Here is a 13899-nt window from a genome sequence, read left to right on the forward strand (position 1 = left end):
TCCCCGGGGGAGGGCGCGCCGACGACGCCCTGGCCCCGGCGGCCGGCCTGGGACGGGACGGACGGGGAGACCTGTTGCTGGTCGGTGCTCACTCAACCTCCTTGGTGGCCCGTACGGAGGCGGGACTTTCGAAACACGCCCTAGCCGCGGATGTGCCGGACGGGCAGGACGCAGTGCGCGGCGGCGGTCAGGGTCGCCTCGTCGCCCACGAAGCTCTGGAGCTCCTCCTCGGAGACGGGACGGCCGGGCGTCGCGGCGGGCCAGGGGCGGGTGGTGAACATGAAGTAGACGGTCCCCTGCGCCTCGGCCGCCTCCAGCCACTCGGGCGGCACCGGGCACTGGGCGTTCATCGGCGGGAGGAAGACGACGGCCTGGCCCGCCTCTACGAGCAGCGAAACGGGGAAACTCGGCTGCCGCACACCGTTGTGGACGGTCGTGCCCACCGTGAGCCCGTGGGTGCCGAGGAGGGCGCGGACAGCGGTTTCGCCGGCTTCCGGGCCCGCGGGGGAATCCCCCAGGGAGTAGGCGAGAAGGAAAGGCACGTCGCCCTCTCCCTCCGCCTGTTCCCCGCTCCAGGCGATGACGGCCAGAGTTCCCAGATCGGCGGCCCGAAAGGTGGTGTCAATGCTCGACGTAGAAGTCACCGGGCAACCCTAGCGATATACGGTCGGGTATTTTTCGCGCTGTCACTCGATCGGTCGAACTACGCCCGCATGTTCGGGTAGCCGAATTTCGTCAACGCGGAACGCCGAAGGCCGACCCGGGGAACACATGTTCCTGGGCCGGCCTTCGGTGGAATGCGAACAGCGGGAATGCGGGGCGGTCATCAGCCGAGCGGAAGGCCGCCGAGCAGATTGCCCCGGGATTTGGTGCCGTCGGAGTCCATGCCGTGCACGGCGTCGGCGACCGCGCCGACCAGACCGTGCTCGTTCTTCGGGTCGAGAAGGTTGGTGCTCACCGGGTTCACGTCGAGCGTGCGCTGGCTGGTGATCGTGTTCACCGCGCCGTTCAGGCTCGTGGGCGTGAGATCCGAGGCAAAGGCGGGAGCGGCGGCGCCCGTGATCGCCAGCGAACCGGCCACGACGGCGGCGGCCTTCAGAGCCTTCATGATTCTTCCTTTCCTCGATGACTGTCCGTCATCGCCTGAGCTTCTGCTTGCTCAACGAGCGCCGCCGCCGACAGAAACCCCGGCATGCCTCTATTCGCCGATCCCACCCGAATGAACGACAGGGGCGGGGAGTTCCGCCGTCGCGTGCGAACGCGGAACAGCCGCCCCCTGGAGAGGGGGCGGCTGCGGAAGAGCCGGACTGAGCTGGTCAGTCGTTGGCGCAGGTGTTGCCGAAGGCCGGGTTCAGCAGGCCGATGACGTCGACGGTGTTGCCGCAGACGTTGACCGGCACGTGGACCGGAACCTGGACGGCGTTGCCCGAGATGACGCCGGGCGAGCCGGTGGCGGCACCCTGCGCGCCGCTGTCGGCGGCAGCGATGCCGGCGCTGCCGGCCATGGCGGCGGCAGCCACAGCGGAAAAGACGACTGCCTTGGCGGTACGCGACATGAACATGCTCCTTGGGGTCGTTCTGTTCGGCCGGGGCAGGCGCCCGGCTTGTGGTGCAACGGAGCGGCCTTCCTCGGGGTTGCGGCTCCGAACGGGTGAATGACCGTCAACGCGTTGAAGTGCGTCGCGGAGCATCGCCGCGAGGAGGGCCATAATTTCACAACACCAACACACATCCTGTATCAAGAGAAACTCGCTTCCCGGTCGCTACAGTTGGTTGGTCCCCGATTCGGGGCGGGTGCGCCGGGGAGAGTCGACAGATAAGTGTGACTTTCTTATTTGTTGCTCTGTGCTGCAGAGAACCTGCTCATTCCTGAAAGGGAAGTCGGCCCGTGCGAAATGTCAAAGGCTGTTTCCTGCGTCGTACGACGGTGGGCCTGCTGTCCCTGGTGGCGGTGGCCCTGCCCTGCCAGTGGACCGCGACCGCGACCGACCCGGCGCCGGGGGCCGAGAAGGCCCGTATCCCCTTCACCGCGCGGTACGACTCCGTGCTCCACGGCGGGTTCGTGCGCGCGGCCAACGCGTCGATCACGTGCCGGGGCGCCCGGTCGGCCAAGAAGGTCGGCTGCTCCGCGGCGCGCGCGGGCGCGGCGGCGGGCAACGGCGATTTCGACATGTTCTACACGGACGTCGACCGCGACCCCAACACCTACAACTCGACCCGGGCGGAGCTCCGCGTCCCGGACGGCGCGCGCGTCACCTACGCGCGCCTGTACTGGGGCGGGAACCTCCGGGTCGGCGAGCAGAAGCCGCCGCGCGACAACGGCCGCGTCCTCGTGGCGGAGCCGGGCGGTGAGTACAAGCAGGTGCTGGCCGACACCGAGGTCGGGCACCTGGCGGCCAACGGCGCCGACGCGTTCCAGGCGTCGGCGGACGTCACCGAGCTGGTGCGGGCCGGCGGTTCCGGCCTCTACACCGTGGCCCAGGTGAACATCGCGATGGGGCGTACGGCGGCCGGTGCCTGGGGCGGCTGGACGCTGGTGGCCGCGTACGAGAAGGAGTCCGAGCCGCTGCGGCACCTGTTCCTCCAGGACGGGTTCGACACCTTCACCCGGCAGCGCCCGAGCCGGCTCTTCCACCAGCGGACGGAGCCGGCCGCGGGCACGGGCGGCTATGTGGGGATGGTCGCCTACAACGGTGACCGCGGCCCGGGCGGCGACTCGCTGACGTTCTCCGCCGGGCGCCGCACCCCGGTCGCCCTGTCCGACCGGGCCAACCCCGTGCGGGACGTCCTCAACTCGACCATCAGCGAACCCGGCACGCGGCCCGCGCAGCGCGTACCCGCCCACGACAACACCCTCGGCTACGACTCCGACGTGTTCCCGCTGGGCCGGACCGTCGGCCGCGGTGCCAGGGACCTCGATCTGCGGCTGGTCTCCGCCAAGGACGCGGCCTGGATCGGCGTGCTCTTCGGCGCCGTCGACGTCCGGCCCTAGCCGTCCTCCGCCCACCGCTCCCCGCTCTCCCGTATTCCCGCTCTCCGCTCTCCAGCCATGGAAAAGGCGATGTCTGTGACGTCTGCACCCCTGCCGCCGCGCGTCCTCCATGTGACGCAACCGGTCGACGGCGGAGTCGCGCGCGTGGTGGCCGACCTTGTACGCAGGCAACTCGCCGCCGGGATGCGTGTCTCGGTGGCCTGTCCCGCGTCCGGCGGCCTCTCCCGCCTCCTGGACTCCTCGGAATGCGAGGTCCTGGAGTGGCAGGCGTCGCGGTCCCCGGGAAAAGGGCTCCTCAAGGAGGGGCGTCGGCTGGCCGAAGTGGTGGCCCTGACGCGGCCCGACCTCATCCACGCCCACAGCGCCAAGGCGGGGCTGGTCACCCGGCTCGTCGTACGGGGCCGCGTCCCCACCGTCTTCCAGCCGCACGCCTGGTCCTTCGAAGCGGTCCGTGGACTCAGCGCGCGGATGGCCCTGCGCTGGGAACGGCTCGGCGCCCGCTGGGCCTCCCGCCTCGTCTGCGTCAGCCGCGCCGAACAGAGCACGGGACGGGACCGGGGGATCGAGGCCGAGTGGCGGCTCGTCCCCAACGGGGTCGACCTGGAGCGCTTCCACCCCGCGGAGTCCTGCGAGGCGGGGCCGCACGCGCGCGATGAGGGGCCGCTCGTCGTCTGCGTGGGCCGGCTCTGCCGCCAGAAGGGCCAGGACGTCCTGGTGCAGGCGTGGAGGGAAGTGCTCCGCACGCTCCCCGGGGCCCGGCTGGTACTGGTCGGCGACGGGCCGGATGCCGCGCGACTGCGGGCCGCCGCGCCGCGCTCCGTCACCTTCGCCGGGTCCGTCGACGATCCCGTCCCCTGGTACCGCGCGGCGGATCTGGTCGTCATGCCCTCGCGGTGGGAGGGCATAGCGCTCGCCCCGCTCGAAGCCATGGCCTGCGGGAGCCCGGTGCTCGTCACGGACGTGGCCGGGGCCCGCGAGAGCCTCCCGTCCCGCCTGGCCCGCACCTGCGTGGTCCCGCCGGAGGACGGAGCGGCGCTGGCCCGCGCGCTCGTCCGCCTGCTCGGCGACACCGAGGAGCTGCGCGCACTGGGCCGGGACGCCTACCGCCATGTGCACGCCCACCACGACGTACGGCGCACCGCCGAGGCGGTCGCGGAGGTGTACGGCGAACTTCTGGGTCTGGAGACCACCGAACACAGAGAGCCGATCGCGACGTGACCCAGGAACAAGCCGTTGCCCCCGCCATGGTCGTCTCCCAGCGGACCACCTACGGCACCAAGCTCACCCTGACCCGTGACCCCGCCCGGGGACACTCCGCCCGCACGCTCCTGATCGCCGCGGACAGTACGGCGGCGCTGCTCGCCACCCTCGCGCTGCCGGCCCTGCACCGCCGGCCGCTGCTGGTGGCCGGCTTCGTGCTCCTCGTCCTCGCCCTGCACCGGTCCGCCGGCCTGTACCGGCGGACCGAGGGGCGACACGTCCTCGACGACTGTCCCGTCCTCGCCGGGCGCGTCGTGCTCGCCTGGTGCGTGCTGACCGCCGCCGCGGCGAGCCTGCCCCTCCTCCGGCCGATCCCGCTGCGCGCCGCGCTCGCGGGCTGTGCCGCGCACGGCGTGCTCGCCCTCGTGGCCCGCGCGCTCGTCCTGTGGCGGTACCGGGTGGCCCTCCTCCGCAGGCCCTGCGCGACCCTCCTGGTGGGCCCCGAGGCGACCGCCGCCCGGGTCGCCGCCGCCCTCCAGCGGCACCGGCCGAGCGGCGTCCGCCTGGTCGGCATCGTCAGCGGCGACGCGGCGGGCCCCCGTACGGAGGGCGAGGAGCCGACGCTCCCGGTGCTGACGAACGTGGACGACGTGCGGCGCGCCGTGATCCAGAACGGTGTGCGCCGCGCGATCCTCCTGGGCAGCTCCAGCGCCCCGGAACACCGGCCCTGGCTGCGCGGCCTGACGGAACTGCGGTGCGAGTTCTGGGAGCTGGACCCCGACCCGTCGGCGTACGTGTCCGGGCAGCAGGCGGCCGACAGCCACCTGGCCGGGTTCCGCTGCCGGCCGCTGAGCGGGGCGGCCGACCGGCTGCACCCGGGCAAGCGCGCCCTCGACCTGGCCGTCTCCGCGGCCCTGCTGGTGCTGGTCAGCCCGGTCCTCCTGGTGTGCGCGCTCTGGCTCCGCCTGAGCGAGGGGCCCGGTGTGGTGTTCCGGCAGGAGCGCGTGGGCAAGGGCGGACGGCCCTTCACGCTGCTGAAGTTCCGTACCCACCGCCCGGCGGACCCGATCGAGTCCGCGACGCGCTGGAGTGTCGCGGGCGAGCACCACATGCCGTGGTTCTGCCGCTTCCTGCGCCGCACCTCGCTCGACGAACTGCTCCAGCTGTGGAACGTCTTCCGCGGCGACATGAGCCTGGTCGGCCCCCGCCCGGAACGCCCGTACTTCGTCATGAAGTTCAGCGAGACCTACCCCGGCTACAGCGACCGGCACCGGGTGCCGACCGGCATCACCGGCCTCGCCCAGATCAACGGGCTGCGCGGCGACACCTCCATCGAGGACCGCTGCCGGTTCGACAACGCGTACATCGACAGCTGGTCGCTCTGGCAGGACCTGACCATCCTGCTGCGCACGGCGACGGAGTTCTTCCGTCCGACGGGAAGTTGACGAAGTGACAGCCGTCCCCGCGTTCACCGAGGTGCGCGCCGGCCCCGCGACGGCCTGGCAGCGGGCCGTGCGCCGCGCGGGCCCCGTCCTCCCCGTCCTGCTGCTGATCGGCATGCTGGCCCTGCCGCTCGGGTCCGGGGCCGGCGGCGAGGGCAGTGCGCTGACGCCGGCCGACGCGGTCTCCGGGGTCGCGGTGCTGTTCTGCGCCGTGCGTGCCGTGCGCGGCGGCCGGCGACCGCTGACCCGCACCGCGTACGTCGTCCTCGGCCTGCCCGTGCTGGCCGTCGGGGTGGCCGCCCTCGGCGCGGACTCGGCGACCAACACCCTGCTGGGCCTCGCGCGCTACTACCAGGTCTTCGTGCTGGTGCCCGCCGCCGTACTGCTGCTCGTACGCGACCGGAACGACTTCCGGCTCGTCGGCTGGGCGCTGGTCGCCCTCGGCCTGTGGCAGGGGACGATCGGCGTCTACCAGTACCTGACCGGCACGGGCGCCTCGTACGCGGGGGAGGACATCCGGGCCGTCGGCACCTTCGGGGCGACGGATGTGATGGGCATGTCCACCGTGGTCGCCTACGGGCTGATCTGCGCCGTGGCGCTCGCCCTCGGCGGCGGCGCACCACGTGTCCGGCTCACCGCGCTGGCCTGTGCGCTGGGACTTCTCGTGCCCCTTGCGCTCTCCTTCAGCCGCGGCGCCTGGATCGCCACGGCCGTCGCCTGCGTCCTGCAGATCGTGCTCGCCGGAGTGCGGCGGGCCGCCCGGCTGTTCGCCGTGGGGGCCGCCGTCGCGGTCGTGCTCGTCGGCGGGTTCGGCGTGGGCACGTCCATGCTCCAGGAGCGACTGAGCAGCATCACGCAGGTCGCCGCGGCGCCGGACCAGTCGGTGACCGACCGGTACACCATGTGGGCGGCCGCGATCGACATGTGGGAGGAGCACCCCGCGACCGGGGTCGGGCTGAAGAACTTCCCCGCCTACCGCGACAGCCACGCCTCGATCGCGCTCTCCGCGGGCAGCGACGTGGCCGGCGCGGGGGCCGCCTTCCACCGGCAGCCACTGCTGTCGCCGCACAACATGTACCTGCTGATCCTCAGCGAGCAGGGGCTGCTGTGTCTGTGCGCCATCGCGGGCAGTTGGGCCGCGCTGCTCGTGTGCGGAATGCGGCGCCTCGCGACGGCCCACCGGCGGGGCCGCGGCCTCGACTGCGCGCTCCTCGCCTGCGGGCTGCTCACCTGGCAGCTGATCGACTTCGCGTACGCCGACATCGGCGGCCCGTCCACGGTGCTCACCGCCGTGGTGTTCGGCCTGGCGGCCTGGTGGGCGCTGGCGCCGGATGCCCTCGGCGAGGAGGCGACGGCCGAGCGATGAATCCCACCCCTCCGGTCGGCGAGGAAGAGACCCTGCGTTCTCCCGCCATGCCGTCGCAGCAGACCGCCGAACCGCCCGTCACCCGGGAACGCCCCGACACCCAGGGCACCTCGAACACCTTCCTGGCCCGTGCCGCGCTGCTCACCGCCGTGCTCTCCGCCGCCGGGTCGCTGCTCGGCCTCGGCCGGGACCAGGCGCTGGCGCACCTCTTCGGGGCGGGCAGCGAGACGGACGCCTTCCTGGTGGCGTGGACCGTGCCCGAGGTGGCCACGACGCTCCTCATCGAGGACGGCCTCGCGTTCATGCTCGTCCCCGCGTTCAGCGCCGCGATCGCCGCGCGCGGCACCGCGCTGCCGTCGCTGCCGTCGGGGCAGGACCCGGTACGCGCCCTGGTGGCCGGGTCGCTGCCGCGCCTCACCCTCGCCTTCCTGGCCTCCGCCGTGCTCCTGATGATCGGGGCGCCCCAGGTGGTCGCCCTGCTCGCCCCCGGCCTCCCCGACCCCCAGCTCGCCGTGGACTGCACGCGGCTGACCGCCACCTGCCTGCTGACCTTCGGGCTCACCGGGTACTGCAGCGCCGCCCTGCGGGCCCACAGCAGCTACCTCGCCCCGGCGGCGATCTACGTCGCGTACAACGCGGGCATCATCACCACGCTGCTGCTGTTCGCCGACCGCTGGGGCGTACGCGCCGCGGCGGCCGGGGTGGCGGTGGGCGGCGCGCTGATGGTGCTCGTCCAGGCGCCGGTGCTCCGCCGTCACCTGCGCGGCGCGGTCCCCGGCGAAGCCAGGAAGAAGGCGGCCAAGAAGGCGGCCGGGGAGAAGGTGGTCAGGGAGAAGGCGGAGAAGGCCGCGGGCGGGAAGATTCCGAAGCGGCCGGCCATGGACCTGGCGCTGATCGCGACCGTCCTGCTCTTCGCGCTGTGCCGACAGTCGCAGGTCTTCATCGAGCGTTTCCTCGCCTCCTCGCTGCCGTCCGGCGCCATCTCCCACCTCAACTACGCGCAGAAGGTCGCGCAGTTGCCGATGGTGCTCTCCCTGATGCTCTGCACCGTCACCTTCCCGGTCGTGGCCAAGGCCCTGGCGCGGGGCGACACCGAACGGGCGCGGGACCGGGTGGAACGCGACATCGCACTCGCCGCCTGCATCGTCCTGTTCGGCGCGGCCGTCGTCTTCGCCTGCGCTCCCCAGATCATCCAGCTCCTCTTCCAGCGCGGCGCCTTCACCGGCGAGGACACCGGCGCCACCGCGGACATCATGCGCGTCTACTCGCTGGGCCTGCTGGGGCACTGCCTCGTCGGCGCGCTGGTCCGCTCCTACTTCTCCGCCGGGCGGCCCACCTGGTACCCGGTCCTCGCGATGGCCGCGGGCATGACGCTCACGGCCGGGGCCGGCACCTGGGCGGTCGCCCTCTGGGGCGTCGGCGGCATCGCCGCGGCCAACGCCCTGGGCATCACCTTCACGGCGGTCCTGCTGCTGACCGCGATGGACCGGCGCAGCGTCCCCGTACGGCTGCCGCTGGTCTCGCTCGAACTCGGCAAGACGCTGCTCGCGGCCGTGGCCGCCGCGGGGGCGGGGCTGGCGTGTACAGCCCCGTTCCCGCACCCCCTGGCGGCTCTCGCCGTCGGCTCCGTGGCCATCGGGGCCGTGTTCGTCCTCCTCCTGTGGGCCCTCAACGTCCAGGCGTTCCTGCCGGCCGTCCGCATCGCGACCAGAAAGCTTCGCAATGTCAGCTGAAACAGCGCTACAGGAAGCACCCGCACACAGAACACCCGTACACAGAACAAGAGACCTGCTCCCGGCAGGGTCCCCGTGGGTGGCGATGTACCACTCCGTGGACGACTGCCCGGACGACCCCTACAACGTCACCGTCACCCCCGCCCGGCTGCGCCAGCAGCTCGGCTGGCTGCGGGCGCGCGGCCAGCGCGGCGTCAGCGTCGCCGAACTCCTCGACGCCCGCGCCCGGGGCACCGACCGCGGCCTCGTCGCCCTCACCTTCGACGACGGCTACGGCGACTTCGTCGAGAACGCCCTGCCGCTGCTCCGGCACTTCGGCTGCTCCGCCACCGTCTTCGTGCTGCCCGGCCGCATCGGCGGCGACAACGGCTGGGATGCCGAGGGCCCGCGCAAACCGCTGCTGAGCGCACAGGGCATCAGGACGGCTGCCGAGGCCGGCATGGAGATCGGCTCGCACGGCCTGATGCACGTCGACCTCACGCGCGTGGACGAGGAACAGCGCCGGGCCGAGGTCCGGCACAGCAAGGTGCGGATCGAGGAGATCACCGGACGCGAGGTGCACGGCTTCTGCTACCCGTACGGGCTCATCGACGCGCCGACGGTGGACGCCGTCCGCGCGGCCGGCTACCGCTACGGCTGCGCCATCTCCCCGGGCCCCCTCACCGGCGTCCACGCCCTGCCGCGGATCTACGTCGGCCAGCGCGACACCCCCTGGCGGCTCGAACTCAAGCGCCGTATCCACCGCGTACGCAGGCGGGACTGGCCCGACGGGCCGGACGCGCGGTGAAGGTCCTGCACGTCATCACCGGCCTGGGCGCGGGTGGCGCGGAGATGCAACTCCGGCTCCTGCTGCGCCACTTGCCGGCCGGGCACGACGTCGTGACCCTGACCAACCCGGGCCAGGCGGCCGAGGGGCTGGTCCGCGACGGCGTGCGCGTCACCCACCTCGGCATGGCGGGCAACCGGGACGGACGCGCGCTGCCCCGACTGGTGCGACTCGTCCGGGACGGCCGGTACGACGTGGTCCACACGCACCTTTACCGGGCCTGCCTCTACGGGCGCACCGCGGCACGCCTGGCCGGGGTGCGGGCCGTGGTCGCGACGGAACACTCGCTGGGCGACGCGCAGATCGAGGGGCGCCCGCTGACCCGCGGCGTCCGCGCCCTGTACCTGGCGGGGGAGCGGCTGGGCCGGGCGACCATCGCGGTCTCCCCGGCGGTCGCCGAGCGGCTGCACGGCTGGGGCGTGGCCCGGCACCGCGTGCACGTCGTCCCGAACGGTGTCGACGTCGGCCGCTTCGCCTTCGACGCGGCGGCCCGCGCCAGGACCCGGACCGCTCTCGGTCTGCCCGCCGACGCCTTCGTCATCGGCGGGGTGGGACGCCTGGTGCCCGGCAAGCGGTTCGACGTACTGATCGCCGCGCTGCGCCGGCTCCCGGACGAGGTGCGGCTCCTGCTCGTCGGCACCGGCCCGGAGGAAGCGGCCCTGCGGCAGGCGGCGGACCGCGCCCAGGTCCTCGGCCGCGTCGTCTTCGCCGGGGAGCGCCCGCACACCGCCGACGGCCCCCACGACATCGACCTGCCCGCCCTGCTGTCGGCGATGGACGTACTGGCCTCCCCCTCGGTCGACGAGGCGTTCGGCCTCGCCGTGGTGGAGGCGCTGGCCGGGGGCCTCCCCGTGCTCTACGTGAGCTGCCCGGCCGTCGACGACCTGCCCGCGGGAACGGCCGCCCGCGCCGTCCGTGTCCCGTGCGCGCCCGCCTCGTTCGCCCGTGAGGTCCGGGAAATCCGTGACCGGCCGACGGGCGACAGGGCCCCGTCACCGGCCGCCCTCCACTACAGCATCGCCCGTAGCGCCGAGCGGCACCTCCAGGTGTACGCGGCGGCCACGGGCGCATCGACCCCAGGAGTGAGTACGCGATGACCGAAGCCGCCCAGGAGAGGGCCGCCTCCCGCCCGCCGGCCGTCCGCATCGGCGCCCGCACGAGGAGGGTGCCGCGCTGGTGGCCCCTGCCGGCGGGCCTCCTGCTCGGAGCGCTCGCCGGTGGCGTGTACGGCGCCGCCAGTACGCCGCAGTACACGGCGACCAGTTACGTGATCGCCGTACCGACGACGCAGGCCGACTCCGCGTCCGCGGTGGGCTTCGCCCAGGCCTACAGCAGGGTGGCCACGCAGGTCGCGGTGTTGAGCGACGCCCAGGTCGCGGCGGGCGTGCCCGTGGACACCCTCCGCTCCAGCGTCCGCGCGGAGACCTCGCCCGACGCGCCCATGGTCGCGATCTCCGCCTCGTCGGAGGAGCCCGCCACCGCGATGGGGATGGCCAACGCCGTGGCGCGCGCGCTGACGGCCAACGCCAGCCACGTGAAGAAGGACACCCACGTCGAACTCCTGCGGTTCACGCGGGCGGTGAAGCCGACCGCGCCCTCCTCGCCCTCGGCCGGTCTGACGACGCTCGTCGGCGCCTGCGCAGGCGGGCTGCTCGGCGGCCTGGCGCTGCTGCTGCGCCCGAAGCGCCGGGCCGCGCCCGCGACCCCCACCGTGCCGGCGCCCGCCGTCGCGGCAGGACAGCGAGGCGGTGCCTGATGCCGGGAGGCGGACCCGCCCCGGTCGTCACGGTGTGTACGGACACGGCCGCGTTCGGGACCCTGCGCGAGGAGTGGAACCGCCTGCACCGCTCGTGCGGGACCGCGACCCCGTTCCAGAGCCACGCCTGGCTCCACTCGTGGTGGCTCTCCTACGGCAGGGCAGGCCGGCTGCGCGTCGTGCTCGTACGCCGGCAGGGCCGCCTCGTGGCCGCGGCGCCGCTCATGCTGCGGCTGCGGCCGTTCCCCACGTTGACCCCGCTCGGCGCGGCCATCTCCGACTTCAGCGACGTCCTTGTCGAGGACGGCCCCGCCGACACGGTCGCCCGTACGGTCGACGCCCTTGGCGCGGGCCTGTGGCGGGCGGCCCGGACAGCCGTCATCGACTTCCGCGAGGTGCGGCCGGGCAGCACGGTGGAGGCCCTGCACGCCCGCTGGCCGGGCCCGCGCCGCCGGCTCGACGACTCCCCGTGCCTCGAACTGCCCGCCCTCCCGATGGACGACCTGGTGCAGCGGCTGCCGCGGCCCAGGGCGCAGCGGGCCCGCGCCAAGCTGCGCAAACTCGACGCCATGGGGATCGAGCGCCGGGTCGTCCCCGCCTCGGAGGTGGGCGGTTCGGTACGGCGCCTCCTCGACCTGCACCAGCTCCAGTGGCAGGAACGAAAAGTCACCACGGAGCACGTGCGGCCGCGGTTCGCCGAGCATCTGACGCGTTCGGTCACCCAGATGGCCCAGACGGGTGAAGCCGTCGTCACGGAGTTCACCCTGGACGGCTCGGTGGTCGCCGCCGACCTGACCTTCCTCTCGCCCCGGCTGGCGGGCGGCTACCTCTACGGCGCCCACCCGCAACTGCGCGAACGCAAGATCGACGTCGCCACCATGCTGCTGCGCTCGTGCGCCGAGCACCTCCAGGACGGGCCCCGCGACGGGGTGCTGAGCCTGCTGCGCGGCACCGAGCCCTACAAGCTGCACTGGCGGCCCGAGCAACTGGTCAACCAGCGCCTGCTCCTGGCCCGCCGCGCCACGGCCCCGCTGCTCGGCGCGGTCCTGGCCGACGTCCGCGCCCGCGCCTGGGCCAAGCAGGCCCGGCGCGCCTGGAAGGAGCGCGGTGGCGACCCGGCATAGAGCCCGGGCCGCCACCACGCCCGGCGGGCGGGTCCGGTCAGGAACGCCGCCCCGACCAGGGCAGTTTCAGGCAGACCTTGCCGCCGACCGCGCGCTCGACCCACGCACCCAGGTCGACGGGGGAACACCGCGGCGGCCGGCCCGGCTGATTCGGCACGGGAGGCACGGTGGGCACGGACGGCAGTGTGGGCAGGGCGGGCATCACGAGTTTGTCGCGGCCGTTCATCGCGGTCCGGTAGACCTTCGAGGACCGCGGGTTGTGGCGGCACTGCCACACCCCGTGCGGGCAGTAGTCCGTGAGGGTGTTGTAGAGCGCCTTGTGCTCGTCCATCCAAGCGAGCATGCGCCGCATGTACTCGGCGTTGTCCCCGTTGTGGAACAGCCCCCACTCCGGGTAGGAGATCGGCTTCTTGTGCTCCGCCGCGAAGTCGACGTGCTTCTGCAGCCCGTACGGCTCGGAGATCTGCTCGTCGAAGGACTTGCCCGAGGGCTGGTCGTACGCGTCCATGCCGAGGATGTCCACCACGTCGTCGCCGGGGTAGCAGTCGGTCCACGGCACGGCGTCCAGGCCCCGGGTGGGCGCGAAGTCGAAGCGGAACTTCTGCCCGGGCACGGCCCGCATCGCCGTGACGATCCGCTTCCAGTACGACTTCCACGCCTCGGGGTCGGGCCCGCAGCGGTGCGTGTACGTGATGCCGTTCATCTCCCAGCCGAGCACCACGACGGTGCCCGGCACCTGCAGGGCGACCAGGTGCTCGGCCAGGGTGCGGAAGTGCGTGTCGAAGTCGCCCGCCGCGCCCTGCCGGAGCAGGGTCCGTACCTCGGCGTCGGGCACGTGCGCCTCGTTGCGCTCCAGCATGGGCACGTTCAGTACGAAGAGCCGGTCATCGCGGTCACGGCGCCACTTGGCCCAACTGTCGAGGAACGTCGGGGAGCCCTCGATGTTGCTCCACCTGTCACCGGGAAGATAGGTGTGCCCCACGCGCAGATCGGCGCCGCCGAGCCACTGCGACAGCTTCGTCATCCGCGTCACCCCGCGCGGCCCGTAATCCAGGTAGGCCCCGAAGGCCGGGAGTTTGACCGCTCCCGGCGTCGGTGTCGGTGTGGGTGTCGGCGTCAGTGTCGGCGTCGGGGGCGTGGCGGCGACCGGTGGGACGACCGGCGTCACCGTGGGTGTGGGCGCCGGCGCCGGCGTCGCGCCCTCGGGTGTCGGCTCGGGCAGGTTCGCGGCGGCCGGAACCCGTTCGGCGAGCGGGGTCGCGTCCGCCCGCTCGATGGACACGGACCCGGTCGCGACCACCGCTGCGAGAAGGGCTCCGGCCACGAGCAGTGGAAGGCGTCCGTACGTCGTCCACCGGTGTTCTCTCACCATGTCTGCTCCTCGTCCCGCGCTCGCTCCATTCCTGACACTCAGTCATATGAACGCTCACGGCGCCAATCGTGGATCAGCCGATGGCCGC

At 73.0% G+C, this 13899-nt stretch carries 13 protein-coding genes; 9 read left to right on the forward strand and 4 right to left on the reverse strand.

What is annotated here, in order from left to right:
- Positions 1-140 precede the first annotated feature (140 nt).
- The 3 genes from ACZ45E_RS11080 to ACZ45E_RS11090 all read right to left on the reverse strand — a co-directional run bounded on the left by ACZ45E_RS11080 (position 141) and on the right by ACZ45E_RS11090 (position 1556).
- Positions 141-644, reverse strand: a complete 504-nt coding sequence (locus tag ACZ45E_RS11080; protein WP_468219120.1) for a DUF5949 family protein — start codon at positions 642-644, stop codon at positions 141-143.
- A gap of 182 nt (positions 645-826) precedes the next feature.
- The gene (locus tag ACZ45E_RS11085) at positions 827-1108 is read right to left on the reverse strand and encodes a hypothetical protein (RefSeq protein WP_468219123.1); all 282 of its coding nucleotides are present in this window, start codon (positions 1106-1108) and stop codon (positions 827-829) included.
- A 208-nt stretch (positions 1109-1316) separates the two neighbouring features.
- Positions 1317-1556, reverse strand: coding sequence for a chaplin (locus ACZ45E_RS11090; RefSeq protein ID WP_404218115.1), 240 nt, complete (start codon positions 1554-1556; stop codon positions 1317-1319).
- A 332-nt stretch (positions 1557-1888) separates the two neighbouring features.
- Here ACZ45E_RS11090 and ACZ45E_RS11095 point away from each other — a divergent pair, with 332 nt between their 5' ends.
- The 9 genes from ACZ45E_RS11095 to ACZ45E_RS11135 all read left to right on the forward strand — a co-directional run bounded on the left by ACZ45E_RS11095 (position 1889) and on the right by ACZ45E_RS11135 (position 12439).
- Positions 1889-2992: a DUF3344 domain-containing protein gene (locus tag ACZ45E_RS11095; RefSeq protein ID WP_468219125.1), complete on the forward strand. Its 1104-nt coding sequence runs from the start codon at positions 1889-1891 to the stop codon at positions 2990-2992.
- Positions 2993-3061: 69 nt separating this feature from the next.
- Entirely contained in the window at positions 3062-4210 is a 1149-nt protein-coding gene (locus ACZ45E_RS11100) for a glycosyltransferase family 4 protein (protein ID WP_468219127.1), read from the forward strand.
- The gene (locus ACZ45E_RS11105; RefSeq protein WP_468219129.1) at positions 4207-5637 is read left to right on the forward strand and encodes an exopolysaccharide biosynthesis polyprenyl glycosylphosphotransferase; all 1431 of its coding nucleotides are present in this window, start codon (positions 4207-4209) and stop codon (positions 5635-5637) included. Before ACZ45E_RS11100 ends, ACZ45E_RS11105 begins: the two co-directional genes overlap by 4 nt.
- Before the next feature lie 4 nt (positions 5638-5641).
- Positions 5642-7000, forward strand: coding sequence for an O-antigen ligase family protein (locus tag ACZ45E_RS11110; RefSeq protein ID WP_468219130.1), 1359 nt, complete (start codon positions 5642-5644; stop codon positions 6998-7000).
- Complete coding sequence (murJ, locus tag ACZ45E_RS11115; protein ID WP_468219132.1) at positions 6997-8733, forward strand: murein biosynthesis integral membrane protein MurJ; 1737 nt, start codon at positions 6997-6999, stop codon at positions 8731-8733. The genes ACZ45E_RS11110 and murJ overlap by 4 nt, the downstream gene beginning before the upstream one ends.
- 85 nt (positions 8734-8818) lie before the next feature.
- Positions 8819-9520 (forward strand): polysaccharide deacetylase family protein, encoded by a 702-nt coding sequence (locus ACZ45E_RS11120; RefSeq protein WP_468219242.1) that lies wholly within the window; start codon positions 8819-8821, stop codon positions 9518-9520.
- Positions 9517-10656 (forward strand): glycosyltransferase, encoded by a 1140-nt coding sequence (locus ACZ45E_RS11125; RefSeq protein ID WP_468219134.1) that lies wholly within the window; start codon positions 9517-9519, stop codon positions 10654-10656. The genes ACZ45E_RS11120 and ACZ45E_RS11125 overlap by 4 nt, the downstream gene beginning before the upstream one ends.
- On the forward strand, positions 10653-11315 hold the full coding sequence (locus ACZ45E_RS11130) for a YveK family protein (RefSeq protein WP_468219136.1): 663 nt from the start codon (positions 10653-10655) through the stop codon (positions 11313-11315). The genes ACZ45E_RS11125 and ACZ45E_RS11130 overlap by 4 nt, the downstream gene beginning before the upstream one ends.
- Positions 11315-12439, forward strand: coding sequence for a GNAT family N-acetyltransferase (locus ACZ45E_RS11135; RefSeq protein ID WP_468219139.1), 1125 nt, complete (start codon positions 11315-11317; stop codon positions 12437-12439). The genes ACZ45E_RS11130 and ACZ45E_RS11135 overlap by 1 nt, the downstream gene beginning before the upstream one ends.
- A gap of 37 nt (positions 12440-12476) precedes the next feature.
- Here ACZ45E_RS11135 and ACZ45E_RS11140 read toward each other — a convergent pair whose 3' ends face one another.
- On the reverse strand, positions 12477-13811 hold the full coding sequence (locus tag ACZ45E_RS11140; protein ID WP_468219141.1) for a glycoside hydrolase family 26 protein: 1335 nt from the start codon (positions 13809-13811) through the stop codon (positions 12477-12479).
- Between the last annotated feature and the right edge of the window lie 88 nt (positions 13812-13899).

It is taken from the genome of Streptomyces sp. NPDC030991, from assembly GCF_055571235.1.

Coding starts and splice junctions, on each gene's coding strand:
- ACZ45E_RS11085 (WP_468219123.1), bottom strand. CDS start 1,108: ATGAAGGCTCTGAAGGCCGCCGCCGTCGTGGCCGGTTCGCTGGCGATC.
- ACZ45E_RS11090 (WP_404218115.1), bottom strand. CDS start 1,556: ATGTCGCGTACCGCCAAGGCAGTCGTCTTTTCCGCTGTGGCTGCCGCC.
- ACZ45E_RS11100 (WP_468219127.1), top strand. CDS start 3,062: ATGTCTGTGACGTCTGCACCCCTGCCGCCGCGCGTCCTCCATGTGACG.
- murJ (WP_468219132.1), top strand. CDS start 6,997: ATGAATCCCACCCCTCCGGTCGGCGAGGAAGAGACCCTGCGTTCTCCC.
- ACZ45E_RS11120 (WP_468219242.1), top strand. CDS start 8,819: ATGTACCACTCCGTGGACGACTGCCCGGACGACCCCTACAACGTCACC.
- ACZ45E_RS11130 (WP_468219136.1), top strand. CDS start 10,653: ATGACCGAAGCCGCCCAGGAGAGGGCCGCCTCCCGCCCGCCGGCCGTC.
- ACZ45E_RS11135 (WP_468219139.1), top strand. CDS start 11,315: ATGCCGGGAGGCGGACCCGCCCCGGTCGTCACGGTGTGTACGGACACG.
- ACZ45E_RS11140 (WP_468219141.1), bottom strand. CDS start 13,811: ATGGTGAGAGAACACCGGTGGACGACGTACGGACGCCTTCCACTGCTC.